Below are 24,930 nucleotides of genomic sequence, written 5' to 3' on the forward strand. Positions count from 1 at the left end.
CGCGGAGCCGTCCGGTCATGGTCGTCAGTCGACGCGGACGACCACCTTGCCGCGGACGTGACCCGTCTGGCTGGCGCGGTGGGCGTCGGCCGCGTCCGCGAGCTCGAAGACCTCGGCGACGTCGACCGTCACCGTGCCCGCGTCGAGCAGCGCCGTCAGGGCGTCGAGGTCCTCGGTGCTCGGCCGTACCCAGACGTAGTGACCGCCCAGCTCGTCGCGAGCAGCCGCGTCGACGATCGAGGCGACCACGCCGTCCGCGGCCAGCACGCCCCGGGCGGTAGCCACCAGGTCGTCACCACCGAAGTCCAGCAGCACGTCCACGCCCTGCGGTGCGAGCGCACGGACGCGTTCGACGAGGCCCTCGCCGTAGGCGACCGGCTCGGCACCCAGACCGCGCAGGTGCTCGTGGTTCCGCTCGGAGGCGGTGCCGATCACGCGCGCGCCGAGCGACCGGGCGATCTGCACCGCGAAGGCACCGACCCCTCCGGCGGCGGCCTGGACGAGCACGGTCTGCCCCGACCGCACCCCGGCTCGTCGGATCGCCTGGTACGCCGTCAGGCCGGCGAGCGGGACCGCAGCGGCCTCCTCGAACGACAACGAGGCCGGCTTGCGTGCCAGGGTGCGCACGGGCGCCGCGACGAGCTCGGCGAACGTCCCGCCCTGCACCCAGTCGCGCCGGACATAGCCGTAGACCTCGTCGCCCACCTTGAGCTCGGGGGTGTCCAGGCCGACGCGCTCGACCACCCCGGCCACGTCCCAGCCGGGCACGGTCGGGAAGACGACGTCCATGACGGCGTCCAGGTAGCCGGCGCGGACCTTCCAGTCGACCGGGTTGACGGACGCCGCGCGCACACGGACCAGGACGCTGTCCGGGCCGACCTTCGGGGTCGGGAGCTCGGTGAGCTCGAGGACGTCGGCGTCGCCGTAACGGGAGTAGGTGATGGCTCTCATGCTTGTGGCAACCCGGCCCACGGCGCGCCTGTTTCCTCCGAGGACGTGATGTGCGTCGCTCGTGCGTCACCATGGGCCCATGAAGGTCGCTGCCCGTGCGCACGTCCCACCGTTCGCCGTCATGGAGATCCTGGCCGCCGCCAACGCCCGCAAGGCCGCCGGCGAGAACGTCCTCAACCTCTGCGCGGGCGAGCCGTCGACCGGTGCCTCAGACGTGGTCCGGCAGCGCGCGATCGACCTGCTGACCGCCGGCGACCTCGGGTACACCGAGTCCCTCGGTGCGCCGGGGATGCGCGCGGCGATCGCCGGGCACTACCGCAACTGGTACGGGATCGACGTCGACCCGGGCCGGATCGCCGTCACCACCGGATCCTCCGGCGCGTTCATGCTCGCGTTCTTGGCCGCGTTCGACGTGGGCGACCGGGTGGCTCTCGGCGTGCCCGGCTACCCCGCGTACGCGAACATCCTCGCGGCGCTCGGGTGCGAGGTCGTGACGCTGCCGTGCGGCCCCGAGACTCGCTACCAGCCCACCGTCGCGCAGCTGGAGGCGCTGACCACACCGATCGACGGGTTGGTCGTGGCGAGCCCCGCGAACCCGACGGGCACCATGATCGACCCCGCCGAGCTCGCCGCGCTCGCGGCCTGGTGCGGCGAGCGCGGCGTACGTCTCGTCAGCGACGAGATCTACCACGGCATCACCTACGACTCCTCGACGCCGCCGACCGCGGCGTCGTACCGGTCGCAGGGAGCGGTCGTCGTGAACTCGTTCTCCAAGTACTGGGCGATGACCGGATGGCGGCTCGGCTGGCTCGTGCTCCCCGACGACCTGGTGTCCGCCGTGGACGCGCTCGCGGGCAACGTCGCGCTGTGCCCGCCGGCGCTCGCCCAGCACGCAGGCATCGCCGCGTTCAGCCCGGCCGGGTACGCCGCGGCGCGGTCCAACGTCGAGCGCTACGCGGCCGCCCGGGCGCTCCTGCTGGAGCGGCTGCCGTCCCTGGGATGGACCCGCATCGCACCCGCCGACGGGGCGTTCTACCTGTACGCCGACATCTCCGCGAGCGGCCTCGACTCGATCACGTGGTGCGCGCGGCTGCTCGAGGAGGCCGGGGTGGCGCTCACCCCCGGGACCGACTTCGACCCGGTCGACGGGCACCGGTGGGTGCGGCTGTCCTTCGCGTCGTCGGTCGAGGTGGTCGGGGAGGCGGTCGACCGGATCGTCGCCTGGCAGTCGACGCTCTGACCGCAGACCTCACCGCCAGAAGGCGGTGAGCTGGTCGGCACGTGCGAGTCCCAGCTCGTATCCGGCTCGAGCGGCGGGCGGTCGAAGCGACGGGTCCATCGCACGGGCGCCGAACATGTGCTCGGAGGCGGTGTCCGGGAAGACCGTCTCGACCCTGCTTCCTCGTGCACGCAGCTCCTCGACCTGTGCGGCCAGGTGCGTGCCCCAGTGCGGCGGGTGCAGAGACCTGCCGCCGAACGGTGACAGCACCAGGACCCGCCCGAACCCGGCTGCCAGATCCGCGTTCTCGGCGTTGCCGCGGTAGCCACCGTCGATGTACCGGGTGTCCCCGATCCGGTACGGAAGGCGACTGGAGCAGCTTGCCGCGACGGCGTCCGCGAGGTCGACCCCGCTGTGGCGGTCGAAGACGACCGGTTCACCCGTCTCCGCCTCGACCGCGGTGATGAGGACCGTGCGGTCCGGCCAGTCCGGGCTGGGCAGGCGCGCGGCGACGATGGCCCGCCACTGTCCCTGCCAGGAACCGTCCGACGCCGCCTCCAGGTCGAGCGTCGCCGCGCCCAGCCTGCGACGCAGGTCCGCAGGATCCTGCGAGGCGGCGATGATCGCGTTGATCCAGTCCAGGTGGTTGGCCCCCGGGCTGGCCGGAGCGCGTCCTCGGTCCGGCCCGACCGGACCGGGCCGGTGCGCTGGCGCAGCCGCACCGGTGGCGGCGAACAGGTCGGCCGGGGTCGCGCCTACGATCTGGGCCGCAGCGGTCGAGCCCGCGGACGTCCCGATGGTCAGATCGGCCCCGGTGACGTCCAGCCCGGCCTCGAACAGCCCGGCGATCACGCCGATCAGCCACGCGTTGCCTGTCGATCCGCCGCCGCCGAGCACGAGTGCCCGCTCGCCGGAGGTGGGTACCCGCCCGGTGGCGTCGACGTGCGGCTGGGACTGGTCAGGCACGGGCAGATCGTGCGCCGTCGATGCAGAGAATGTGGTGTTCATGGGAGTCGCCTTTCACGAAGTGCCTGTCGGCGCTCCCGTGGCGACTAGCCCAGTCGCGCGATCGTGGATCGCGAGGGAGCACCCAGTACGGATACCGCGTTCATGGGTCTCACCTCCCTTCGGACGATCACAGCTCAGCGGACGCTAGCACCGCGGCGGCGCGGCAGCGAGGGCTTAATCGCGGGCGTAGCGCCGCACGAAGGCGTCCAGGATGCGCCGCGGCACCGTCACGTCGGCGGCCCGGACCCTCGCGACGACCTCGGTGAGCTCGGCCGGCGGGAAGTAGCCGTACTCGGAGTAGGCGCGCACCCGCCCCACGATGCCCTCGACGTCGAGCTCGGGGTGGAACTGGGTCGCGTAAAGGTTGCGCCGGACGCGGAACATCTGGACCGGGCAGGCGGGCGAGCTGGCCAGCAGCGTCGCCGTGGCGGGGAGCACCCGGCATGCCTCCTTGTGCCCGACGAACGCATCGAAAGTCGCGGGAAGCCCGACCAGCAGCGGGTCGGCCACACCGTCGTCGGTGAGCGAGATCGGTACGGCCCCGATCGGCTCTCCGTACGTCGTGTCGATGACCCCGCCCTGGTGCACACCGAGCGTGCCGACGCCGTAGCAGGCGCCGAGGAACGGCAGGTCGCGGTCGACGACCTCGTCGAGCAGCGCGGACACCTCCGCCTCGACGCGGACCTGGACCTCGGACTTCGAGGGCGCGCCGGCGTCGAAGGGGCTTCCCCCGACGAAGATGCCCGACAGGCCGTCGAGATCGAGCGCCGGCATGGGCGCGGCCTCCAGGCGCACGCGACGCAGGTCGTCGGGCGTCAGCCCGCCGAACCGCAGGAACGCCGCGTACTCCGCGTCGGCTGCGTCGTCCTGCGCCCGCGTCGCGAGCAGCACGAACGGCTTCATCCACGCAGGCTCTCAGCGGCTGGCGCCGCGCGCGACTCCGCCGAGCCACGCAGCGGCAGCAGACGCAGTTCACCCGGGTCGATGATGCGCCATCGATCCCGATGCTGCCAGGATTGTCCCGATTTGTCGGAGACTGGCCGCGGATGGACTCGCGGGGTGCCGGTCCACTCAGGGGGCTCAAGATGACGAACGTCCGGACAGGTCGCACGTCGCGGGGAGCGGCGCTCGTCGCCACTCTGTCAGCGTTCTTCGTCTTGCTGGGGCTCGGGTTCTCGCCCGCCTCGGCGGCTGGTGCGGAGAGCCAACCAGGCATCGACTCTGCGCTCGCGACGGGTTCCATCTCCGGGACCGTCACGGTGCCGGCAGGTCAGAGCCTTGCCGACGTCCTGGTCACCGCAGCCACGTCGGGCCTCTACCAGAGCACGCAGGTAAACACCGAGACGGGCGCGTGGTCGATCGCCGGGCTGCCCGCTGGTCAGTACTACGTCGCGGTATACCCGGCAGCGGGCTCCCCGCTCCTGAACGGTTACTACCCCGGCGACGTGACGGTCAGAGCCGGGGAGGAGACCGCAGGCATCGACGTCGAACTGAGCCTCAGCGGCACGCTCCGAGGAGTGGTGAGCGGGCCCGACGGACCGATCGCAGGGGTCAGCGTCCAGGTGATGTCGCCGAACCAGGACACACCGACGCTGCTCGACACCGACGCCAACGGGGCGTACGTCCTCGACGACCTCCGCCCTGACGACTACACCATCGTGTTTCTTCCACCGTCGGGCTCGCACGTGGTCTCCGCCTTCTACCCGGGCGTCGCCGCACCCGAGGACGCACAGCCGGTACACGTCGGGCCCGGTGCTGACGTCGTCGCCAACGTCGTGCTCTCCGAGAGCGCCTCCGTCTCCGGCACCGTGACCCAGCCGGACGGGACGCCGTTGACCGGCCTGGGGCGGGTGGAGATCCAGAGCGCTTCCGGCGCCGCCCAGGCCTTCGCAGCCATCGGTGCCGACGGCTCGTGGGAGGTGCAGGACGATCTGCCACCCGGCACGTACACGGCCAGCGCGACCGCCTTCGACACCGAGCTCGGCACCTGGTTCTACCCGAGCGCCCCGACCTGGGAGACGGCGACGCCGTTCACGGTGGTGCTCGGCGTGCAGACGACGGGTATCGACATCCGGCTCGGGGGGAGCGCGACCCTGAGGCTCGCTCTGACGACGCCCGCCGGCGACCCCGCAACACCGGTGGAGGTCCAGCTCATCCAGCCGGACGGGGCCTGGACGCCGTCTGAGCCCACGGGCGCAGACGGCTCGCTCCGGCTGACGACTCAGAAGCTGGGCGCGAGCAGGATCGTGTTCGGGGCCGGCCCTGCGGACACGCCGTTCGTGGCGCAGTACTTCAAGGCGCCGAACGGCACGACGCTGGACGAGGCCGATGCCTCGGCGATCATGCTGACGGGCGGGCAGACGACCGAGATCGCAGCACAGCTGCGGACCGGAGCCAAGATCACGGGTGCCCTCCGGAAGGCGGACGGTTCGCCGCTGGTCGGCCAGCAGGTCAAGGCGTACGTGGAGTCCGCCACCCCGCCGTCGACGGTTCCGCTGGCGGCGAGGTTCGCGACCACCGGAGCCGACGGCTCGTACACCATCCAGGGCCTCCTGCCGGGCGCGTACCTGGTGTCCACGGACTCCGCGCCTGGTGCCGTCTTCTACCGGACCGGTCTGGTGCACGGCGCCCCCAACGTGGTGGTCGTCGGCACCAGCACGACGCCGAAGATCGACATCACGGTCGGGACGACGTTCGGGGACGTGCAGCCGACCGCACCCTTCGCGGCGGACATCGAGTGGATCGCTGCCCAGGGGATCCTTGCGGGCGTCACGGCACCCGACGGCTCGGCGACCTTCGGGTCGACGGGGACCGAGACCCGCGCCGACCTGGCGGCGGCTTTGTTCCGGGCGGCCGGCTCGCCTGCGCAGAGGGCACCGAAGTCGTCGCCGTTCACGGACGTCCCTTCCACCCACCCGCAGTACGCGGCCATCGTGTGGGCGGCCTCGCACGGCTACGTGCTGGGCTCGAGGGTCCACGGAAAGACGGTGTTCCGGCCCGGGAACGTCGTGACCCGCTCGGAGGCGGCCGGCGCGATCTATCGGTTCGCCGGGTCGCCGCGCGTGGCTCGCTCGCAGCATGGGAAGTTCGCGGACGTCGGGTGGCGGACGCCGGAGCATGACGCGATCGTGTGGCTCGGCGAGCTCGGTGTGACCAGCGGAGGGACGAACGCCTACGGGAGACCGGTGTTCCGGCCCGCGGCGAACCTGGAGCGCGGCGCGTTCGCGGAGGCGCTGCACAAGGCGGTCGCGGTCAAGCACTGACCTGCGAGCGGCACCACGACCACCGAGCGTCGTCGTGCCGCTCGCGGCGAGCCATCGGGCGACGCGGTCTTGGCACGTAGATTTGTCGTCGTGCCGCTGCCTCCGCTGGTCTCCCCGGGTCTGCCGCTGACCCGTGAGCAGCTCGCGCGTGGGTCGCGGCATCTCCTGCTTGTGGAGATCGGCGTCGACGGGCAGCGGCGGCTGCGGAACGCTCGCGTCTGCGTCATCGGTGCCGGTGGGCTCGGGGCGCCCGTGCTGCAGTACCTGGCGGCGGCGGGTGTCGGGACGATCGGGATCGTCGACGACGACACGGTGGACGTGAGCAACCTGCAGCGCCAGGTCATCCACGGGACCGCCGACGTGGGACGCGCGAAGGTCGACAGCGCCGCGGACTCGATCGCAGCGCTCGATCCCGACATCCGCGTGATCGCGCACCGGGAGCGACTGACCGACGGGAACGTGGACGCGATCTTCAGCGGCTACGACGTCGTGGTCGACGGCACGGACAACTTCCCCACGCGTTACCTGATCAACGACGCGTGCGTGCGGCTCGGGCTCCCCGAGGTCTGGGGGTCTGTGCTGCGGTTCGACGCGCAGACGACGGTGTTCTGGGGGCGGGCAGGCGTCCAGCTGCGTGACCTGTTCCCCCACCCGCCGGCCGGGGACGAGGTCCCGTCCTGCGCCGAGGCGGGCGTGCTCGGCGCGCTGTGCGGGCAGGTCGGGTCCGTCATGGCTACCGAGGTGGTCAAGCTCGTCACCGGGAGCGGAGAATCACTGCTCGGCCGGGTGCTCGTCATCGACGCCCTGCGCGGCCGCTGGTCCGAGATCCCACTGGTCGGCAACGGCCGAACCGTCGTCCCCCGCGAGGAGATCCGCATGTCCGACGTCCCCGTCACGACCGCCCCTGAGCTCGTCGCGCGCCTGGCCGCGCGCGACGCCGGCACCGACGAGTTCCTGCTCATCGACGTGCGCGAGCCCGAGGAGTTCGAGGCCGGCGCCATTCCCGGCGCGGTCTTGGTCCCGTTGGGCTCGGTGCTCGACGGGTCGGCGCTGGACGCCCTGCCGCGCGACCAGGAGATCGTCGTGCAGTGCCAGGTGGGCGGCCGCTCGCTGACCGCCGCACGGGTGCTGCGCGGGCTGGGCTACGACGCGAGCAACCTCGACGGCGGGATCCTCGCCTGGTACGCAGCCAGCTGACCGTGCGACCACTCGACGAGCACCGCGCGGCCGCCCTCGCCCTGGCCGCGCCGCTCGCACCAGAAGAGCGCGGGCTCGACGAGCTCGACGGCATGGTTCTCGCACAGGACGTCCGCAGCGAGGACCTCCTGCCGCGTTGGGACAACTCCGCGATGGACGGATACGCCGCGCGGGCCGCCGACGTGACCCCGGGCGTCGTCCTGCAGGTCGTCGCAGACCTCGCAGCCGGGTCGGGTGACGAGCCGGTGGTCCGGCCCGGCACGGTCGCCCGCATCATGACCGGGGCGCCGCTGCCGCAAGGCGCGGACGCGGTCGTCCCGGTCGAGGACACCGACGGCGGCACCGAGACGGTGACGATCCACGAGGTCCCCGCCACCGGTGCGCACATCCGACGTGCCGGGGAGGACGCCGTCCCCGGCGACCTCGTCGTCGCGGCGGGCACCGCTCTGGGTCCGGCGCACATCGCTGCGATCGCGTCCGTGGGCCGTGCGACCGCCCTCGTGCACCGCCGTCCTCGGGTGGCTGTCGTGTCCACGGGCGACGAGCTCGTCCCGCCGGGCACGCCGCTGATGCGCGGCCAGCTGCCGGACTCGAACTCGTGGCTGCTCGCGGCCGCGGTCCGCGAGGCGGGCGGCGAGCCGAGAAGGCTGGGACCCGTCGCCGACGACCCGAAAGCGCTGCACGCCCTCCTTGTCGGGCTCGAGGACGTCGACCTGGTGCTCACCTCGGGCGGCGTGAGCATGGGCGCCTACGACGTGGTCAAGGCCGCGCTCGCAGACGAGGCGGGGGTCGAGTTCGTCAGGGTCGCCGTCCAGCCCGGTAAGCCGCAAGGTCTCGGACGCCTCCCGAACGGCACCCCGATCGTCACGCTGCCGGGCAACCCGGTCAGCTCGTTCGTGTCGTTCGAGCTGTTCGTGCGGCCCGCGCTGCGCAGGATGGCCGGACACGTCGACGTCGAGCGGCCGACTGTGACCGCGACCAGCGACGACGCCTGGAGCACCCCGCCCGAGCGTGCGCAGGTCATGCCCGTGCGGTTCGTGTCCGACGGCGGCGACCCTCATGTCGTCCGCGCCACAGGGCGCGGATCCGGCTCGCACCTCGTCGCGCGCCTCGCACTGGCCGAGGGGCTCGCCGTCATCCCCGCGTCCGTCGACTCCGTCTCCGCGGGTGACCGCATCAACGTCCTGAGGATCACGCCATGACCGACCAGCCGTTCACGCACCTCGACAGCGCCGGGCACGCCCGCATGGTCGACGTGACCGCCAAGCAGCCGACCGTCCGCTCCGCCACTGCGGCGGGCCGGGTGGTCTGCGGACCGGTCGTCGTCGACGCGCTGCGCTCCGGCGGGGTGCCGAAGGGTGACGTGCTCGCCGTCGCGCGCATCGCGGGCATCTCGGCGGCCAAGAGAACAGCCGAGCTCCTGCCGCTCGCGCACATCATCGGCGTTCACGGCGTGGTGGTGGACCTGACGATCGTCGACGACGGCGTCGAGATCACCGCGACCGTCCGCACCGCCGACCGCACCGGTGTCGAGATGGAGGCGCTCACCGCCGTGTCCGTCGCCGCGCTGGCGGTCGTGGACATGGTCAAGGGGATCGACAAGTCGGTGCGGATCGCGGACGTGCGGCTCGAGGCCAAGTCGGGCGGCAAGTCCGGCGACTGGCTGCGACCGAGCGATGCCTGACCCGGCGTTGCCGACGAGCTTCGACGCGGTCGTCCTGGCCGGCGGCCGAGGCTCGCGGCTGGGTGGGTCATCGAAGCCTGAGGTGGTCGTCGGCGGTCGGGCCCTTCTCGACCACGCACTCGACGCGGTGACTGACGCCGCCCGAACCGTCATCGTCGGGCCACCGTCTGTGGCACGGCCGGGGGTGCGCACAGTGCTCGAGGACCCGCCCGACGGCGGTCCGGTCGCCGGCCTCGCCGCCGGGCTGGCGGCCCTCGGCTCGTCGTCGTGCGAGCTCGTCGCCGTGCTCGCCTGCGACGTCCCGCGCGCGGGAGGTGCGCTTCGTGCCCTGCTCGACGCGGCTGCTGTCGACGGCGTGGACGGCGCGCGGCTGGTCAGCACCGAGGGACGTCCGCAGCACCTTGTCGCGGTGTACCGGTCGTCGGCCCTGGCCGCCGCCGTCGAGCGGCTGACGACGGTGCAGGGCGCCTCGATGCGTGCGCTGGTGTCCGAGCTCGTGCTGGTCGACGTGCTGGACGTCGACGACTCCGGAGCTGATGCGGACACGTGGGCCGACGTCGAGCGACTCGACGCACTGCTCTCCCGTGAGGCAACCGCGACTGAGAGGATCGAGCCATGACCGACGACCCGCGCCGCGCACCCGGCGCCGACCTTCCCGTATGGATCGACCAGCTGTGCGAAGCGCTCGGCGTGGACCGGTCGCTGGTCGACATCGACCGAATCCTCGAGGTGTCCAGCAGCGTCGCGCACCGGGTCGCGCGCCCGGCCGTTCCCGTCAGCATGTTCGTCGCCGGTCTCGCCGCGGCCGGAACGGACCCCGCCACGGTCGAGCGCCTGCTCGCGCAGATCGTCGAACGGACCGACGCGTGGCAGTGATCGACGTCCGCTACTTCGCCGCCGCGGCTGAGGCGGCGGGCGTCGATGGTGAACAGCTTGCCGCCGGCTCGGCCGACGAGGTGCGCGCGGCAATGATCACGGCCCATCCAGCACTCGCAGAGGTGCTCGGCCGGTGCGCGCTGCTGGCAGGCGGCGTCCGCGTCGACGGGACCGACCCGGTGCCCGCGGGCGTGACCCTCGACGTCCTGCCACCGTTCGCGGGCGGTTAGCCGCCGCCGGGCGGCGGGAGATCACCGCGCCCGGGGTGTGCAGAGCGGCGACGGTTGACCGCGACGTGCGCCTCACGGCTGGCGCCGGTGCACCGTCCATGCCGCGGGCGAGTCGAGGTCCCCGTCGGCGACCCGGGTGAACACCAGGCGATCGTGGAGCCGGTCGCGCCGTCCGGCCCACAGCTCCACCTCGTCGCAGTCGATCCGCCAGCCGCCCCAGCCGTCCGGCACCGGGACGTCGCCCGTCTCCGGGTAGAGCGCGGCGTACCGCTCGTACGAGGCGACCAGCGTCGCGCGGTCTGCGACGGGCCGGGACTGCTCGGACGCCCATGCGCTGATCCGGGAGCCCCATGGCCGGGACGCGAAGTAGTCGTCGACCTCGTCGCGACCCAGCGGGACGGCACGGCCCCGGAACCTGATCGCCCGGTGCATCGCCGCCCAGGTCAGGGATGCGGCGACCGCGTCGTGGGCGGTCAGCTCGCGGCTCTTCGCCGAGCCGAGGTCGGTGACGAACCCCGGACCTCGCGCGTCGAGGAACCGCATGAGCACGGTGCGGACGTTCGGGCGTCCGTCGGCATCGACCGTCGCGACCGACAGCGCCATGGGTTCGGCGACGTCCCCGCGGTCGGCCTGCCGCGCCTCCGCGTCCGCGACCCATGCGCGAACCTGCTGGAGCGGCGTCGGTGCCAGCTCACCCTCGTCGAGCCCATCGCTCAGGTACTCGCGGCGCACGGCGCTCCTCTGGTCGTCCGGGTCGGCCGTCGCGAGGCTACGCCGACCAGGACGCAACCGTCAGGCTCATGACAGCAGCGCGTGGACCCCGGCAAAGCCAACGGCTCCCAGCAGGACCGCCGCGGGGAGCCAGCGCAGCACCGCCCTGCCCTGCCGGCCGCGACTGGTCAGCGCGACGGTGAGCACCGCGGCGCCGGCGACCATGACGATCGCCTCGTCGAGCCGGTGCAGCACGAGCCCATACGTGACGATCGCCTCGGCCACCCAGCACCCGACGAGCGCCGCCACACCCGCACCTCGCCACCGTCCGGTCGCCGTCCGCCAGCTCCGTCCCGCTGCTCCGAACAATGGGCCGCCCACGACGCCGGCCACGACCCAGACGAGCAGCCCGGACCCGACCGCAAACCCGCGCAGGTCGGCGACGACGTAGTAGCCCGCGACCTCGCCGACGCAGACGAGCAGACCTGCCGACGTAGCGAGCCACCAGGTGCGCGCCAACGCTCCGAGGAGGAACGGGACGACCAGCCACGGGCTGACGGCATTGACCAGCGCCTGGAACGCCGTGTCTCCCAGCAGCGTCTGCCCGAACGACGTCGCTGCACCCACCACGAGCCCTGCGCCGGTCGCGGCGGCCAGGAGGGCCGGTGCGGGGAGCGTGGGCCGCACCCGGGTGACCTGGAGCTGCGTCTCGACGACCATGGGTCCATTCAACGAGGACGTTGGGTGTCGCCGCGTCAGCCCGCAGGACGGTGCCGGTGCGGTGGGGCTGCGACCGCGGGCTGACGTGAGGTGCTGCTCGGGGGGCCCTAGCCGCCGATCGCGCTCATCGGCCGGTCGGGCTGGTGGAAGGTCGGGTCGCCGATGTCGTGCCCGGCCTTCTTGCCGGCCAGGCAGCGGCGGAACGCCTCGGCGAGCGCCTCGTCGACGTCCGCCGGCGCAGGAGCGGCCCGCGGCGGGGCGACCGTTCCGATGCGCACCGCCTGCGAGGGCCCGACGCCGATGGCCGCGCCCTCCGGTGGCGGTGTGCCGCGCAGGAGCTCGCGCACGTCCGTCTCCGTCTGCGAGAACAAGCAGGCGCGCAGCTGGCCGTCGGCGGTGAGCCGCAGCCGGTCGCACGCGCCGCAGAAGGGGGCGGTCACCGACGCGATCACCCCGACGGTCGCGGGACCGCCGTCGACGGTCCAGAGCTCAGCGGGCGCGGCACCACGGCCGGGCACCTCCGTGAGCGTGAACGCGCTGGTCAGCTGCGCGAGGATCTCGGCCTGGGTCACCATCTCCGTGCGGTCCCAGGTGTGCCCGCCGTCGAGCGGCATCTGCTCGATGAACCGCATCTGGTACCCGTGGTCCACGGCGAAGCGGGTCAGTGCGACCACCTCGTCGTCGTTCACCCCGCGCATCGCGACCGCGTTGATCTTCACCGGGTGCAGCCCGGCGGCGTCGGCGGCTGCGATGCCGGCGAGCGTCTCGACGAGCTTGTCGCGGCGGGTCAGCTGCAGGAACTTCTGGCGGTCGAGGGTGTCGAGCGAGATGTTCACGCGCGACAGGCCGGCGTCCTTGAGCTGGGACGCCAGTCCGGGCAGGCGGAGCGCGTTCGTGGTCAACGAGACCTCGGGGCTGCCCGACGGGCCGTGCAGCGCGGTGAGCCGCCGGACCACGTCCACGATGTCGACGCGCAGCAGCGGCTCGCCGCCGGTGAGCCGGATCTCGGTGATGCCCAGGTCGACGCCGACGCGGGCCACGTGCACGATCTCGTCGGTGCTCAGCATGGTCGAGCGGGCGAGCCACGGGACGCCGTCGGCGGGCATGCAGTAGGTGCAGCGCAGCGAGCAGCGATCGGTCAGGGAGATGCGCAGATCGCGGTGCACGCGCCCGAACCGGTCGACCAAGACGCCGGCGCCATCCTTGTTCATCACTGCATCCCCACCCAGACGTGAGACCCGTCGGCCAGGACCTCACGCTTCCATACCGGCAGCTCGGCCTTGACCTTCTCGACGAGCGCACGGCAGACGTCGAAGGCCTCGGCCCTGTGCGACGTGGCCACAGCAGCGACGATCGCCGCCTCACCGACCGCGAGGTGCCCGACCCGGTGCGTGACCGCGACACCCAGCACGTCGTCGTCCTGGTCGAACGCGGAGGCGATCCCGGCCAGGACCAGCTCGGCGTCCGGATGTGCGGAGTAGTCCAGCCCGATGACACGTCCGCTCACCGACGGGTCGTGGTCCCGGACCAGCCCGACGAACGTCGCGACCGCCCCGGCACGTGGCCCGCTGACATGTTCCACGTGAAACCGCAGGTCGAGCGGCTCGTCGACAACCCGCGCGATCATCGGTGGTCACCCCCGCGCAGCTGGTCGAACAGGTGCGGCAGCAGGGGAAGCAGCACGTCGAGCCCGTCGGACACCCCGCCGGGCGACCCGGGCAGGTTGACGACGACGGCGCCTTCCTCGGTGACCCCGGCGAGCGCCCTCGACAGGACGGCCGTCGGGACCGTCGCGGCGCTCGTCCGGCGCAGCGCCTCAGGGATGCCCGGGAGCTCCCGGATGAGCAGAGCGCGCGTGCCCTCGGGCGTCCGGTCGCGCGGTCCGACGCCGGTGCCCCCAGACGTGATCACCAACCTCGCGCCCTCGTCGAGCACGGAGCGGAGCGCCGCACCGACCGACTCGGCGCCGTCGGGGACTACGACCACCGGTGCCACGGCGTACCCGCCGGCCTGCAGCCTGCCGGCTGCAAGGGGCCCCGACCGGTCGGCCCTCGACCCCGCGGCGGACCGGTCCGAGACCACGACGACGGCCGCACGGACACGGTCGGCCGACGAGGAGGTCACCGTGCCAGCGTACCGAGCGACAGGCCGTGAGCAGTCCGGGTGAAAGGCCCCGGACTGCGCCGACCGTGGCTCTCCACCGCGTGCGGCGGCTGGAGGAAGCGTGGCTCCGTGGCGACGCGATGGAGGTCGTCCGGACGGGCGGACGATCGTCGAAGTCGACAGGCCGTTGCTGGCGCCCGCGAACACGGTCAGCGAGATCAGTCCGGGCCTGATCGATGCGATCCGGGCGACCACGCGTGCGATCCGGGCGACCGGTCGCGAACGTGAGAACGCGCGTGAGCCGAGGCGTGGCGATGCTGCTCGGGGTTGCTGCCGGCGCTGCCCGAGTGCGTCACCATCGACGGCGGCCGGCGGGTACCGGCGCCAGGTACGCTGTGCCTACAACTTCACACGCTGCTCGAACCGCGGCGGGAGAGCTCCCGCAGACGTCGTGCGGGGCGCCGAAGGAGCAATCCTCCCCGGGAATCTCTCAGGCCCCTGTACCGCCGAGGCGAGGCAACTCTGGAAAGCGGAGCTCCTTCAGTTTTGAGGGAAGTTCCCACCGACGGTGCAAGCCGGCGCGCCCCGACAGGCGGACCGGCAAAACTCTCAGGTCGCGCATCCTTCTGCGCGGATGACAGAGCGGGGAGCCCACCCACCGTCCCGGTGCCCACCGGACGACCCTTGCGGAGCAGCCCGTGACCGACTTGCACAGTGCCGTCCTGAACGGCCCCGTCCTCCACCTCGACGCGACCGGTGACGTCGTCGCCTCGACCCGGGTCGAGCACACGCCCCCGGCGGAGAACTTCGCCGACCGGCACATCGGCCCGCGCGGCACCGAGACGGCGCACATGCTCTCGGTCGTCGGCTACGAGTCGCTGGACGCGCTGGTGGACGCGGCGGTTCCGGCGAGCATCCGCACCGACCGCCCGCTCGACCTGCCGGCGGCACGCTCCGAGGAGGAGGTGCTCGCGGCCCTGCGTGAGATCGCGGGCCGCAACCAGGTGCTCACGCCGATGATCGGTCAGGGGTACTCGGACACGATCACGCCCGCCGTCATCCGGCGCAACGTCCTCGAGGCGCCCGCCTGGTACACCGCGTACACGCCCTACCAGCCGGAGATCTCGCAGGGTCGGCTCGAGGCGCTGCTCAACTTCCAGACGATGGTCACGGACCTCACCGGGCTCGACATCGCAAACGCGTCGCTCCTCGACGAGGCCACGGCCGTCGCCGAGGCGGTGGCGCTCATGTGGCGCGTCGCCCGCGGCAAGGCAGGCACCGTCGTGCTCGACGCAGAGCTGTTCAGCCAGTCGCTCGCGGTGACCATCGGGCGCGCCGAGGCGGTGGGCCTTCCGGTGGTCGTGGCGGACCTGACCGACGGGCTGCCGGAGGTCGAGGGCGACCTGATCGGGGTCGTCCTCCAGCAGGTCGGCGCCTCCGGGCACGTGCGGGACCTCAGCGGCGTCATCGCGCAGACCAAGGAGCGTGGCGGTCTGGTCACGATCGCCGCCGACCTGCTTGCGCTCACGCTCCTGACGTCCCCGGGGACGCTCGGTGCCGACGTCTCGGTGGGCTCGGCGCAGCGCTTCGGCGTCCCGCTGTTCGGCGGAGGCCCGCACGCCGCGTTCATGGCGGTGCGCAACGGTCTGGAACGCAGCCTGCCGGGTCGGCTCGTCGGGGTGTCCATCGACGCCGACGGAGCGCGTGCCTACCGCCTCGCCCTGGCCACGCGTGAGCAGCACATCCGCCGCGAGAAGGCCACGAGCAACATCTGCACCGCGCAGGCGCTGCTGGCCATCACTGCGTCGATGTACGCCGTCTACCACGGTCCCGACGGTCTGCGGGCGATCGCCGAGGGCGTCCACGCGCACGCGTCGGGGCTGGCCGAGCTGCTCACCGGGGTCGGGGTCGGCGTCGAGCACGACACCTACTTCGACACGGTCCGCACGGTCGTCCCGGGCAAGGCCCGCGAGGTCGTCGCCAAGGCCGCGGACGCCGGAGTGAACCTGTGGGCGCCGGACGGCGACCACGTGCAGATCGCCTGCGACGAGCGCACCAACGCCGACCACCTGCTGCGGGTCGTCCTGGCGTTCGCGGCGGCAGGGACCACGACGCTGGAGTCCGACGACGACGGCACGTACTCGTTCGGGTTCACGGGCGTCGGTGCGCCGAGCGGCCGGCTCGAGGAGACACCCGCGCTGCCCGCAGCCCTGCGTCGCACCGACGGCTACCTCACGCACCCGGTCTTCCACCTGCACCGCTCCGAGACCGCGATGCTGCGCTACCTGCGTCGCCTCTCGGACAAGGACCTGGCCCTGGACCGCACGATGATCCCGCTGGGCTCGTGCACGATGAAGCTGAACGCGACGGCCGAGATGGAGCCCATCAGCTGGCCGGAGTTCGCGAGCATCCACCCGTACGCACCCCTGGACCAGACGACCGGCTACGCCGAGCTCGTGACGCAGCTGCAGGACTGGCTCGCTGAGATCACGGGCTACGCCGCGGTGTCGGTGCAGCCGAACGCGGGCTCGCAGGGCGAGCTGGCGGGGCTGCTCGCCATCCACGGCTACCACGCGGCGCGTGGCGAGAAGCGCGACGTCTGCCTGATCCCGGCGAGCGCGCACGGCACCAACGCCGCCTCTGCGGCGCTCGCGGGCATGCGCGTCGTCGTGGTCGCGACCGCGGACGACGGATCCATCGACCTGGACGACCTGCGCGCCAAGCTGGACCAGCACGGACCGCAGGTGGCCGCGATCATGATCACGTACCCCTCGACGCACGGCGTCTACGAGGAGGGCGTGCGCACGGTCTGCGACCTGGTGCACGAGGTCGGCGGGCAGGTCTACATCGACGGTGCGAACCTCAACGCGCTGGTCGGCCTCGCGCGGCCGGGTGAGCTGGGCGGCGACGTCTCCCACCTGAACCTGCACAAGACGTTCTGCATCCCGCACGGCGGTGGCGGTCCCGGCGTCGGGCCGGTGGCGGTCGCGGCGCACCTCGCGCCGTACCTGCCGGGGGACCCGACGCCGTCGGCCACGAACGAGGGCACGGCCCCGGTCAGCGCCGCCCCGTGGGGCTCGGCCGGCATCCTCCCGATCAGCTGGGCGTACGTCGCGCTGATGGGTCCCGACGGCCTGCGGGAAGCCACCGAGACAGCCGTGCTCGCCGCGAACTACCTGGCCACGCGCCTGTCCGGGCACTTCCCCGTGCTCTACACGGGCCCGAACGGGCTGGTCGCGCACGAGTGCATCCTCGACCTGCGCGACATCACCAAGGAGACCGGCGTGACCGCGGAGGACGTGGCCAAGCGGCTCATGGACTACGGGTTCCACGCGCCGACGCTGTCCTTCCCGGTGGCGGGCACCCTCATGGTCGAGCCGACCGAGTCCGAGGACCTCGCGGAGATCGACCGGTTCGTCGAGGCCATGGTCGCGATCCGCGGCGAGATCGACGCCGTCGCGGCGGGCCGCTGGGCGGTTGCCGACAGCCCGCTGCGCCATGCACCGCACACGGCCGCGAGCCTGACGGCCGACGAGTGGACGCACACGTACCCGCGCGAGCTCGCCGCCTTCCCGGTGGCCGCTCTGCGTGAGGGCAAGTACTGGCCGCCGGTCCGCCGGATCGACGGGGCGCACGGCGACCGGAACCTGGTCTGCAGCTGCCCGCCCATCGAGGCGTACGCCGAGTGAAGGACGAGACGATGACCGACACGCTCAGCCCCCTGCACGACGAGCACGTCGCGCTGGGCGCGGCACTCACGTCCTTCGCCGGCTGGCAGATGCCGCTGCGGTACACGTCCGACCTCGCGGAGCACGTCGCGGTGCGGACGGCCGCCGGGCTGTTCGACCTGTCGCACATGGGCGAGATCCGCGTCGGCGGTCCCGACGCCGCGGCGTTCCTCGACTACGCGCTCGTGGGCAACCTGTCCGCGCTGCGCTTCCAGGGCGCGCGCTACACGATGATCTGCGCGCCCGACGGTGGCGTGGTCGACGACCTGATCGTCTACCGGGATCTCGAGGACGCCTTCCTCGTCGTCGCCAACGCCTCCAACCACGCCGTGGTGCTCGGTGAGCTCCGCGCCCGCGCGGCGAAGTTCGAGGACGTCACCGTCGAGGACCGCTCCCCGCAGACCGCCCTCATCGCGGTCCAGGGCCCGAACGCGCTGGACATCGTGCACGCCACCGAGGGTCTCGAGGAGACGGGCGGTGACATCGGTGCGTCCAAGTACTACGCGTGCCTGCCCGCGACGTTCCAGGGCGAACCCGTTCTCGTCGCCCGCACCGGCTACACCGGTGAGGACGGTTTCGAGTTCTTCCTCGACGCGCCGCTCGCGCCCGCCCTGTGGCGTGCGTTCCTCGCGGCCGGTGCGGACCACGGGCTGGTTCCCGCCGGGCTGTCTGCGCGCGACAGCCTCCGCCTCGAGGCCGGGATGCCGCTCTACGGCAACGAGCTCGACCGGTCGACGACGCCCCACGACGCCGGCCTGGGCCGCGTCGTGAAGCTCGACAAGGCCACGGCCGACGGCGACCCGGTCGACTTCGTCGGGCGTGCGGCCCTCGAGGCGCGCGACGCCGCGACGCCCACCAAGACGCTCGTCGGCCTCGAAGGACTGGGTCGTCGGGCCGCTCGGCACGGCTACCCGGTGACCCTGCCGGACGGGACGGCGATCGGTGTCGTGACCTCCGGCGCCCCGTCGCCGACGCTCGGCCACCCCGTCGCGATGGCGTACGTGACCCCGGACCAGAGCGAGCCGGGCACCGAACTCGCGGTTGACGTGCGCGGACGCCTCGAACCAGTTCGGGTCGTGCCCCTTCCCTTCTACCGCCGGGCCCGGTAAACCAAGCACTAGGGTCCGACCCCCCTCGACAGGAGCACCTATGAGCACGGATCTGCCCACCGCCCTGCACTACACCGCCGAGCACGAGTGGCTGCAGGACGGATCCCCGTCGACCATCGGCATCACGGCCGTCGCGGCCGACGCCCTCGGCGACATCGTCTACCTCGAGCTGCCGGCAGTCGGAGCAGAGCTCGTGGCCGGCGCTGTGGTGGGTGAGATCGAGTCGACCAAGTCCGTCTCCGAGCTGTACTCCCCGGTTTCCGGGACCGTCATCGAGATCAACCAGTCGGCCGTCGACGACCCCTCGGTCGTCAACACCGACCCGTACGGCGCAGGCTGGCTCCTGAAGGTCGACGTCACGTCGACAGGTCCGCTCCTGACGTCGGACGAGTACGCCGCCCAGAGTGCGGGCTGACTCCGAAGTGCAACTCCCGAGTACCGGGTAATCCTTTTTGGGCGGCTTTGTGCTCGCCTGATCGGGTGAACCCAAGAACCGGTCACACGTTCGGCGTATCAGGGTGCCGATGTGACGTTCATTGTGGGTGGCTAGCGAGATCGGCATGTTCGGGGGGGAACCCAACATGAAGAGTTGGCGAAAGTGGCGTCATGGCTCACGTTTCGCCCTCTCTCATCCGGTACGCAGCCAAGAGCGTGACCCGGATGTCCCGGGCCATGCAGCACACCGGAGGACATCATGAGCATGCTGGAGACGAGCAGGACCCTCGGAATCTCGAACGACGCGCTGACGCGTCGCGAGCGGGTCGTCCTGGCTGAGCTGGCCGAAGACGTGACTCTCGAGGAGATCGCCACGCGACTCTTCGTGACCCGCAACACCGTGAAGTCGCAGGTGCGCAGCGTGTACCGCAAGATCGGTGTCTCCACCCGCGCCGAGGCCGTCGCCTGGGCTGTCGCACACGGCGTTCGCTGATCATCTGCGCGACGACTCGAGAACCGGGTCGTCGCACCCCATCCATGCCCCTGGACCGGGGGCCTGGCAGACTCACCGAATGACCTCACCCGTGCTCGTCGTAGCAGCCGCCATCGTGGACGACCTCGACGACCCGCGTGAGCTGTTGGCCGCGCGGCGTGCCGTACCAGCCCGACTGGCCGGCCGTTGGGAGTTTCCCGGCGGCAAGGTGGACGCCGACGAAGAGCCCGAAGCCGCCCTGCACCGCGAGATCCGCGAAGAGCTCGGTGCACGGATCGGTCTGGGCGACGAGCTGGTAGGCCCGGATGGAGGCCTGTGGCGCCTCTCCGACGAGTACGTGATGCGCATCTGGCTGGCCGAGGTCGTCGACGGCGCCCCGGAACCGCTCGAGGAGCACGACGAGCTCCGCTGGCTGCCGATGAGCCAGGTGCACGACGTGCCGTGGCTGGACGCCGACATCCGTATCGTCGACGCCCTGCAGGAGTTCATCAGCCGGGCCGCGCACCGCTGACGTCCGGCCCTCGCTCAGGCCCCGGCCCGCGCTGAGGCCCCGGCACATGGCCGTGCCCGGCGCCACCGAGCACCGTCGTCAGCCGCGACACGGCGTCCGTGAGGATCGCGGTGGACGTCGCGAAGTTCAGCCGGACATGACCTGCACCCTCGACGCCGAACGTTGCGCCGGGGTTGACGGCGAGTCTGCCGTCCTTCAGGAGTGACCGGGCCGGGTCGTCGCCGAACGCCCTCAGGTCGAGCCAGGCGAAGTAGGTGGACTGCGGCGGCTCCCAGACCATCACCGGCTCCAGCAGGCGCTGCAGGAGCTTCCCGTTGTGGTGGAGACCGGCCAGGACCTCGTCGAGGAACGCGCCACCGTCCGTGTAGGCGGCGGTCTGCGCCATGACTCCCAGGTGCATCACTCCGTCCGCGACCGGATCCGGCCAGTCCTCGAGATCGGTCGCCTCGGGACCCGGAACGGCGACGGCGGCCCGCAGCGCGGCCAGGTTGAACGCCTTCGAGGCGGAGTGCAGCGCGATGGCGTCGGGGATCACCGTGGTGGTCGGCACGAACTGCGCGTCCGGCGTCGGGACGAGCGGTGCGTGGATCTCGTCGGCCACGACCCGGACGCCGTGCTTGACGCTGAGTGCCCCGACCGCCGCGAGCTCGTCAGCGGTGTGCAGCGTACCCGTGGGGTTGTGCGGGTTGCAGAGCAGGTAGGCGGCACGACGACCGTGCAGGGAGGCGCGGCCGAACGCGTAGTCGAGGGCGTCGAGGTCGAGCCTGCGGTCCACGCCGAGGGGTGCGTGCACGATGTGCCGGCCGGCGTGCTGCAGGAACGTGGTGAACGGCGGGTAGACCGGCGGGCTGATGACCACCGCGTCGCCGGGACCGGTGAGCAGCCGGACCACCTCGACGACGCCGACCATGACGTCTGCGGCGAGGCGGCTGCGCTCCACCGGCACGGCCCAGTCCCACCGGGTGGCAGCGAATCCCGCCATCGCCTCGGCGAGGCCGTGACCGTTCGGGTACCCGGTGTCGCCTCGGACCATGGCGTCGTGCACCGCACGGATCACGGGTTCGGCCTGCGGCACGTCCATCTCGGCGACGAACAACGGCAGCACGTCAGCCGGGTAGTGACGCCACTTCTCACTGGTCCGGGTACGGAGCTGCTCGAGAGTCAGCGTGTCGAAGATCGTGCGCACGCAACGACCGTAGACGCAGGACGACTCCGACCGCTCTGGGACCTGCGCGTCCGTGCGACCTCGAACAGACGACGGCCCCGGTCACCGCTGGGGTGTCCGGGGCCGTCGTCGTCAGCGGATCAGAGGGTCGCGCGGACCTTCTTCGTCGCCTCGATGATGTGCGTCAGCGACGGGGCGACCTCCTCGTAGCGGCGGGTCTTCAGGCCGCAGTCGGGGTTGACCCAGAGCTGGTCGACCGCGATGGCCTTGACCGCCTCCGTGAGCAGCTCCTCGACCTCGGCCTCGCTGGGGACGCGCGGCGAGTGGATGTCGTAGACACCGGGACCGACCGCGCGGGGGTAGCCGGCCGCGGCGATGTCGCCGAGGATCTCCATCTTCGAGCGCGCAGCCTCGATGGACGTGACGTCGGCGTCCAGACCGTCGATCGCGCCCATGATCTGGCCGAACTCCGAGTAGCACAGGTGTGTGTGGATCTGGGTGTCCGCACGCACCCCGGCGGTCGAGAGACGGAACGAGCGCACCGACCAGTTGAGGTAGGCGGCGTGGTCCTCGACGCGCAGAGGCAGCAGCTCGCGCAGCGCCGGCTCGTCCACCTGGATCACGGCGATCCCGGCGGCCTCGAGGTCCGCGATCTCGTCGCGCAGGGCGAGGCCGACCTGGTTGGCCGTGTCACCGAGCGGCTGGTCGTCGCGCACGAACGACCACGCGAGGATCGTGACCGGACCGGTGAGCATGCCCTTGACCGGCTTCGTGGTCAGCGACTGCGTGTACGACGTCCAGTCGACCGTGATCGGCTTGGGTCGCGAGACGTCGCCCCACAGGATCGACGGACGCGTGCAGCGCGAGCCGTAGGACTGGACCCAGCCGTTCTGCGTGACCGCGAACCCGTCGAGGTTCTCCGCGAAGTACTGGACCATGTCGTTGCGCTCGGGCTCGCCGTGCACCAGAACGTCGAAGCCGATCTCCTCCTGGAGCTCGACGACGCGGCGGATCTCCGCCTTCATCTCGTCGTCGTACTGCGCCTCGGTCAGCTCGCCCTTGCCGAACGCGGCGCGGGCCTTGCGGATCTCACCGGTCTGGGGGAACGAGCCGATGGTCGTCGTCGGCAGCGGGGGGAGGTTGAGGCGCGAGGCCTGCGCGACCTTGCGCTCGTCGAACGGTCCGCGGTTGAACGCGTCCTCGGTGAGGGCGGCCGCGCGCTCGCGGACCGCGGGGACGACGACGCCGGGCGCCGTGCGGCGGCTGTTCACGGCGTCCGTCGCCGCCAGCAGCTGCTCGTGGATGGCCTCGCGACCCTCCGTCAGACCCTCGGCCAGCGTGACGACCTCCGCGACCTTCTCGTCCGCGAACGCGAGCCAGCTCTTGAGCGTCTCGTCCAGCAGGGGCTCGTCCGAGGTGGTGTGCGGGACGTGGAACAGGGACGTCGACGTGCCGACGGTGACCGCCTCGGCGCCCAGACCCTCGAGCTGCTCCAGGATCGCCAGCTTGGCGTCCAGGTCCGCACGCCAGATGTTGTGGCCGTCGATCACACCGGCGACGAGCGTCTTGGTCTCCAGCCCGGCGACCGTCTCGGTCGGCGCGCTGCCACGGACCAGGTCGATGCCGATCGCCTCGATGTCGGTGGCCGCGAGCACGGGGAACGCAGCACCCAGGTCGCCGTACGGGGCGGCGACGAGGATGGCCGGGCGCTCCGTCAGGTCGGTGGCGAGTGCCCGGTAGGCCTCGATGACCGCGGCGAGCAGCTGCTCGGCCGGCACCTCGATGGAGTCGGAGACGAGTGCGGGCTCCTCGAGCTGCACCCAGGTGGCACCGGCGGCCGCGAGGTCCGTGAGGAGCTCGGCGTAGACGGGCAGGAGGTCCTCGAGGCGGTCGATCGGAGCGAAGTCGTCGGGCGCGCCCTCGGTCGCCTTGGCGAGTGCGAGGTAGGTGACGGGTCCGACGATGACCGGGCGGGTCAGGACACCCTCGGCGAGGGCCTCCTTGAACTCGCGCACGGGTCGGTCGCTCGCGTAGCGGAAGGTCGTCTCGGGGCCGATCTCCGGCACCAGGTAGTGGTAGTTGGTGTCGAACCACTTGGTCATCTCGAGCGGCAGATCGTCGCCCCGGCCGCGCGCCACCGTGGAGTAGCCGGCGAGGTCGAGCGTGCCGTCCGCCGCGACGACGTCCGCGAAGCGTGCGGGCACGGCACCGACGACCGCGGTGGCGTCGAGCACGTGGTCGTAGAAGGAGAACGCGCTCGGGATGGCCGGGACGTCCGTGGCCAGGCCCAGCTCGGCCAGGCGGGTCCGGGTGCGACGACGCAGCTCGACGGCGACGGCCTCGACGTCGTCGGCGGTCGACTTGCCGGCCCAGAAGGACTCGATCGCCTTCTTGAGCTCACGGCGGGGGCCGATCCGGGGGTAGCCGAGCACGGAGCCGGCAGGGAACGTGGTCTTCGTCATGGTGTGTCAGTCCCTCGAGGGTCGGGCGGTTGCCGTGATCTGCGGCCCACTGGCCAGGTCGGGAGCTGTCCGAGCTCCGCCGTCGAGGTGTGCACCCTCGAGCAGGTCAAGTACGGCATGGTGCTGGTTGAACGTGTACAGGTGGACGCCGGGGGCACCGCCGTCCAGGACGCCGTTGACGAGGTCGACGCTCGCCCGGATGCCCCGGCGGTGCCGGTCGAGCTCGTCGTCTGCCGAGCCGAGCAGGTCGAACAGTCTCTCAGGCACGGGCACCCCGGTGAGCTCCTGCACACGCACGAGCCGGGCCGGGTCAGTGCTCGGGATGATGCCCGGGATGATCGGGATGGTGACCCCGGCGTCGCGCGCCTCAGCCACCATGCCGAGGTAGTCGTCGGCGTCGAAGAACACCTGAGTGATGGCGAAGTCCGCGCCGGCCTCCTGCTTGGCCAGCAGCGACGCCACGTCCTGGGCGCGCGTACCGCCCGTGGCGTGGTTGCCGCGGGGGAACGCCGCCACGGCGACCGAGAGCGGACGGACCCGTGCCCGCACGGCCTGTGACGGGCTCGTGGCGCACCGCTGCGCCTCGATCTGACGCAGGAGCTCGACGAGCTCACCGGCGGTCTGCAGCCCGTCGGGGTGCGCCACCCAGTCGGACTGGTCGACGGGCGGGTCGCCGCGCAGGGCGAGGAACGACCGGACGCCCTCGTCGAGGAACTCCTCGACGATCGTCGTGATCTCCTCACGAGAGGTGCCGACGCAGGTCAGGTGCGCGATGGGGTTGAGCGTGGTCTCCCGCAGCAGGCGTCGCACGAGCTGCCGTGTGGTGACGCGGGTCTTGCCGGAGGCCCCGTAGGTGACCGAGACGAAGTCGGGGTGGACCGCCTCGAGCGCCTGGACGGTCGCCCACAGACGCGGGGCGGCCGCAGGGTTGCGTGGCGGGAAGAGCTCGAACGAGATCGTTGGCCGGTCGTTCGCCGTCTGCGGTCGGGCCGCCGCGGCGACGTGCAGCCCTGGGGTGCGCGGTTCCACGGTCGCGGCGCTCATCGAGGCGCCCGCGGGGCGGAT

The 24,930-nt window shown here is 72.0% G+C and carries 24 protein-coding genes and 1 riboswitch; of the genes, 13 read left to right on the forward strand and 11 right to left on the reverse strand.

Annotated elements, in window-relative coordinates:
• Positions 1-24: 24 nt before the first annotated feature.
• Complete coding sequence (locus N553_RS0107130; RefSeq protein WP_028045955.1) at positions 25-951, reverse strand: NADP-dependent oxidoreductase; 927 nt, start codon at positions 949-951, stop codon at positions 25-27.
• 79 nt (positions 952-1,030) lie between these two features.
• Between N553_RS0107130 and N553_RS0107135 the strand changes: the two genes are divergently transcribed.
• Positions 1,031-2,191 (forward strand): pyridoxal phosphate-dependent aminotransferase, encoded by a 1,161-nt coding sequence (locus N553_RS0107135; RefSeq protein WP_028045956.1) that lies wholly within the window; start codon positions 1,031-1,033, stop codon positions 2,189-2,191.
• A 9-nt stretch (positions 2,192-2,200) separates the two neighbouring features.
• Here N553_RS0107135 and N553_RS0107140 read toward each other — a convergent pair whose 3' ends face one another.
• Together N553_RS0107140 and N553_RS0107145 are read right to left on the reverse strand one after the other, a co-directional pair.
• Positions 2,201-3,178: a patatin-like phospholipase family protein gene (locus N553_RS0107140; protein WP_028045957.1), complete on the reverse strand. Its 978-nt coding sequence runs from the start codon at positions 3,176-3,178 to the stop codon at positions 2,201-2,203.
• Between the two features lie 174 nt (positions 3,179-3,352).
• A complete protein-coding gene (locus N553_RS0107145) occupies positions 3,353-4,081 on the reverse strand; it encodes a glutamine amidotransferase (protein WP_028045958.1) in 729 nt (242 codons plus the stop codon).
• Between the two features lie 182 nt (positions 4,082-4,263).
• On the opposite strand from N553_RS0107145, the gene N553_RS0107150 reads away from it, so the two are divergent.
• From N553_RS0107150 to N553_RS0107180, 7 genes are all read left to right on the forward strand, one after another.
• On the forward strand, positions 4,264-6,441 hold the full coding sequence (locus N553_RS0107150; protein ID WP_197029934.1) for an S-layer homology domain-containing protein: 2,178 nt from the start codon (positions 4,264-4,266) through the stop codon (positions 6,439-6,441).
• A gap of 90 nt (positions 6,442-6,531) precedes the next feature.
• Positions 6,532-7,638 (forward strand): ThiF family adenylyltransferase, encoded by a 1,107-nt coding sequence (locus tag N553_RS0107155; RefSeq protein WP_028045960.1) that lies wholly within the window; start codon positions 6,532-6,534, stop codon positions 7,636-7,638.
• Positions 7,639-7,640: 2 nt separating this feature from the next.
• A complete protein-coding gene (gene glp / locus N553_RS0107160) occupies positions 7,641-8,840 on the forward strand; it encodes a gephyrin-like molybdotransferase Glp (RefSeq protein WP_028045961.1) in 1,200 nt (399 codons plus the stop codon).
• Positions 8,837-9,322 carry a cyclic pyranopterin monophosphate synthase MoaC gene (gene moaC, locus N553_RS0107165; RefSeq protein ID WP_028045962.1) on the forward strand — a complete coding sequence of 162 codons (486 nt, stop codon included), beginning with the start codon at positions 8,837-8,839 and terminating at the stop codon, positions 9,320-9,322. The genes glp and moaC overlap by 4 nt, the downstream gene beginning before the upstream one ends.
• Complete coding sequence (locus N553_RS21545; protein WP_034620782.1) at positions 9,315-9,941, forward strand: molybdenum cofactor guanylyltransferase; 627 nt, start codon at positions 9,315-9,317, stop codon at positions 9,939-9,941. Before moaC ends, N553_RS21545 begins: the two co-directional genes overlap by 8 nt.
• Positions 9,938-10,198, forward strand: coding sequence for a DUF6457 domain-containing protein (locus tag N553_RS0107175; protein ID WP_028045963.1), 261 nt, complete (start codon positions 9,938-9,940; stop codon positions 10,196-10,198). The genes N553_RS21545 and N553_RS0107175 overlap by 4 nt, the downstream gene beginning before the upstream one ends.
• The gene (locus tag N553_RS0107180; protein ID WP_028045964.1) at positions 10,195-10,428 is read left to right on the forward strand and encodes a MoaD/ThiS family protein; all 234 of its coding nucleotides are present in this window, start codon (positions 10,195-10,197) and stop codon (positions 10,426-10,428) included. Before N553_RS0107175 ends, N553_RS0107180 begins: the two co-directional genes overlap by 4 nt.
• A 72-nt stretch (positions 10,429-10,500) precedes the next feature.
• Here the strand turns inward: N553_RS0107180 and pdxH are convergent, their stop codons facing one another.
• From pdxH to N553_RS0107205, 5 genes are all read right to left on the reverse strand, one after another.
• Positions 10,501-11,160, reverse strand: a complete 660-nt coding sequence (gene pdxH / locus N553_RS0107185; RefSeq protein ID WP_028045965.1) for a pyridoxamine 5'-phosphate oxidase — start codon at positions 11,158-11,160, stop codon at positions 10,501-10,503.
• A 66-nt stretch (positions 11,161-11,226) separates the two neighbouring features.
• Entirely contained in the window at positions 11,227-11,859 is a 633-nt protein-coding gene (locus N553_RS24190) for a DUF6518 family protein (RefSeq protein WP_051639884.1), read from the reverse strand.
• Positions 11,860-11,966: 107 nt separating this feature from the next.
• A complete protein-coding gene (moaA, locus tag N553_RS0107195; RefSeq protein ID WP_034620786.1) occupies positions 11,967-13,070 on the reverse strand; it encodes a GTP 3',8-cyclase MoaA in 1,104 nt (367 codons plus the stop codon).
• Positions 13,070-13,486, reverse strand: coding sequence for a molybdenum cofactor biosynthesis protein MoaE (locus N553_RS0107200; protein WP_028045967.1), 417 nt, complete (start codon positions 13,484-13,486; stop codon positions 13,070-13,072). The genes moaA and N553_RS0107200 overlap by 1 nt, the downstream gene beginning before the upstream one ends.
• The gene (locus N553_RS0107205; protein WP_028045968.1) at positions 13,483-13,983 is read right to left on the reverse strand and encodes a molybdenum cofactor biosynthesis protein B; all 501 of its coding nucleotides are present in this window, start codon (positions 13,981-13,983) and stop codon (positions 13,483-13,485) included. Before N553_RS0107205 ends, N553_RS0107200 begins: the two co-directional genes overlap by 4 nt.
• Positions 13,984-14,381: 398 nt before the next feature.
• Positions 14,382-14,478: riboswitch (glycine riboswitch) on the forward strand.
• Between the two features lie 335 nt (positions 14,479-14,813).
• Between N553_RS0107205 and gcvP the strand changes: the two genes are divergently transcribed.
• The 5 genes from gcvP to N553_RS0107230 all read left to right on the forward strand — a co-directional run bounded on the left by gcvP (position 14,814) and on the right by N553_RS0107230 (position 20,238).
• A complete protein-coding gene (gene gcvP, locus N553_RS21555; protein ID WP_369796691.1) occupies positions 14,814-17,651 on the forward strand; it encodes an aminomethyl-transferring glycine dehydrogenase in 2,838 nt (945 codons plus the stop codon).
• Positions 17,652-17,662: 11 nt separating this feature from the next.
• Positions 17,663-18,799 carry a glycine cleavage system aminomethyltransferase GcvT gene (gene gcvT / locus N553_RS0107215; RefSeq protein WP_028045969.1) on the forward strand — a complete coding sequence of 379 codons (1,137 nt, stop codon included), beginning with the start codon at positions 17,663-17,665 and terminating at the stop codon, positions 18,797-18,799.
• A 40-nt stretch (positions 18,800-18,839) separates the two neighbouring features.
• Positions 18,840-19,214 (forward strand): glycine cleavage system protein GcvH, encoded by a 375-nt coding sequence (gene gcvH / locus N553_RS0107220; protein ID WP_028045970.1) that lies wholly within the window; start codon positions 18,840-18,842, stop codon positions 19,212-19,214.
• A gap of 279 nt (positions 19,215-19,493) precedes the next feature.
• Entirely contained in the window at positions 19,494-19,727 is a 234-nt protein-coding gene (locus N553_RS0107225) for a helix-turn-helix transcriptional regulator (protein WP_028045971.1), read from the forward strand.
• 79 nt (positions 19,728-19,806) lie between these two features.
• Positions 19,807-20,238, forward strand: coding sequence for a (deoxy)nucleoside triphosphate pyrophosphohydrolase (locus N553_RS0107230; RefSeq protein WP_028045972.1), 432 nt, complete (start codon positions 19,807-19,809; stop codon positions 20,236-20,238).
• Here the strand turns inward: N553_RS0107230 and N553_RS21560 are convergent.
• The 3 genes from N553_RS21560 to N553_RS0107245 form a co-directional block, all read right to left on the reverse strand.
• A complete protein-coding gene (locus N553_RS21560) occupies positions 20,216-21,424 on the reverse strand; it encodes a MalY/PatB family protein (protein ID WP_231505184.1) in 1,209 nt (402 codons plus the stop codon). The genes N553_RS0107230 and N553_RS21560 overlap by 23 nt on opposite strands.
• Before the next feature lie 119 nt (positions 21,425-21,543).
• Positions 21,544-23,865 carry a 5-methyltetrahydropteroyltriglutamate--homocysteine S-methyltransferase gene (gene metE / locus N553_RS0107240; protein WP_028045973.1) on the reverse strand — a complete coding sequence of 774 codons (2,322 nt, stop codon included), beginning with the start codon at positions 23,863-23,865 and terminating at the stop codon, positions 21,544-21,546.
• 6 nt (positions 23,866-23,871) lie between these two features.
• Positions 23,872-24,909: a methylenetetrahydrofolate reductase gene (locus tag N553_RS0107245; RefSeq protein WP_028045974.1), complete on the reverse strand. Its 1,038-nt coding sequence runs from the start codon at positions 24,907-24,909 to the stop codon at positions 23,872-23,874.
• Between the last annotated feature and the right edge of the window lie 21 nt (positions 24,910-24,930).

This window comes from Cellulomonas sp. URHE0023 (assembly GCF_000688475.1).
In the GTDB taxonomy this organism is placed as follows: domain Bacteria; phylum Actinomycetota; class Actinomycetes; order Actinomycetales; family Cellulomonadaceae; genus Cellulomonas.

Excerpts from the sequence above, each read along its gene's own strand:
- N553_RS0107130 (WP_028045955.1), bottom strand. The coding sequence starts at position 951 with ATGAGAGCCATCACCTACTCCCGTTACGGCGACGCCGACGTCCTCGAG.
- N553_RS0107135 (WP_028045956.1), top strand. The coding sequence starts at position 1,031 with ATGAAGGTCGCTGCCCGTGCGCACGTCCCACCGTTCGCCGTCATGGAG.
- N553_RS0107140 (WP_028045957.1), bottom strand. The coding sequence starts at position 3,178 with ATGAACACCACATTCTCTGCATCGACGGCGCACGATCTGCCCGTGCCT.
- N553_RS0107145 (WP_028045958.1), bottom strand. The coding sequence starts at position 4,081 with ATGAAGCCGTTCGTGCTGCTCGCGACGCGGGCGCAGGACGACGCAGCC.
- N553_RS0107150 (WP_197029934.1), top strand. The coding sequence starts at position 4,264 with ATGACGAACGTCCGGACAGGTCGCACGTCGCGGGGAGCGGCGCTCGTC.
- moaC (WP_028045962.1), top strand. The coding sequence starts at position 8,837 with ATGACCGACCAGCCGTTCACGCACCTCGACAGCGCCGGGCACGCCCGC.
- N553_RS21545 (WP_034620782.1), top strand. The coding sequence starts at position 9,315 with ATGCCTGACCCGGCGTTGCCGACGAGCTTCGACGCGGTCGTCCTGGCC.
- N553_RS0107175 (WP_028045963.1), top strand. The coding sequence starts at position 9,938 with ATGACCGACGACCCGCGCCGCGCACCCGGCGCCGACCTTCCCGTATGG.
- N553_RS24190 (WP_051639884.1), bottom strand. The coding sequence starts at position 11,859 with ATGGTCGTCGAGACGCAGCTCCAGGTCACCCGGGTGCGGCCCACGCTC.
- moaA (WP_034620786.1), bottom strand. The coding sequence starts at position 13,070 with ATGAACAAGGATGGCGCCGGCGTCTTGGTCGACCGGTTCGGGCGCGTG.
- N553_RS0107200 (WP_028045967.1), bottom strand. The coding sequence starts at position 13,486 with ATGATCGCGCGGGTTGTCGACGAGCCGCTCGACCTGCGGTTTCACGTG.
- gcvP (WP_369796691.1), top strand. The coding sequence starts at position 14,814 with ATGCTCTCGGTCGTCGGCTACGAGTCGCTGGACGCGCTGGTGGACGCG.
- gcvT (WP_028045969.1), top strand. The coding sequence starts at position 17,663 with ATGACCGACACGCTCAGCCCCCTGCACGACGAGCACGTCGCGCTGGGC.
- gcvH (WP_028045970.1), top strand. The coding sequence starts at position 18,840 with ATGAGCACGGATCTGCCCACCGCCCTGCACTACACCGCCGAGCACGAG.
- N553_RS0107225 (WP_028045971.1), top strand. The coding sequence starts at position 19,494 with ATGAGCATGCTGGAGACGAGCAGGACCCTCGGAATCTCGAACGACGCG.
- N553_RS0107230 (WP_028045972.1), top strand. The coding sequence starts at position 19,807 with ATGACCTCACCCGTGCTCGTCGTAGCAGCCGCCATCGTGGACGACCTC.
- metE (WP_028045973.1), bottom strand. The coding sequence starts at position 23,865 with ATGACGAAGACCACGTTCCCTGCCGGCTCCGTGCTCGGCTACCCCCGG.
- N553_RS0107245 (WP_028045974.1), bottom strand. The coding sequence starts at position 24,909 with ATGAGCGCCGCGACCGTGGAACCGCGCACCCCAGGGCTGCACGTCGCC.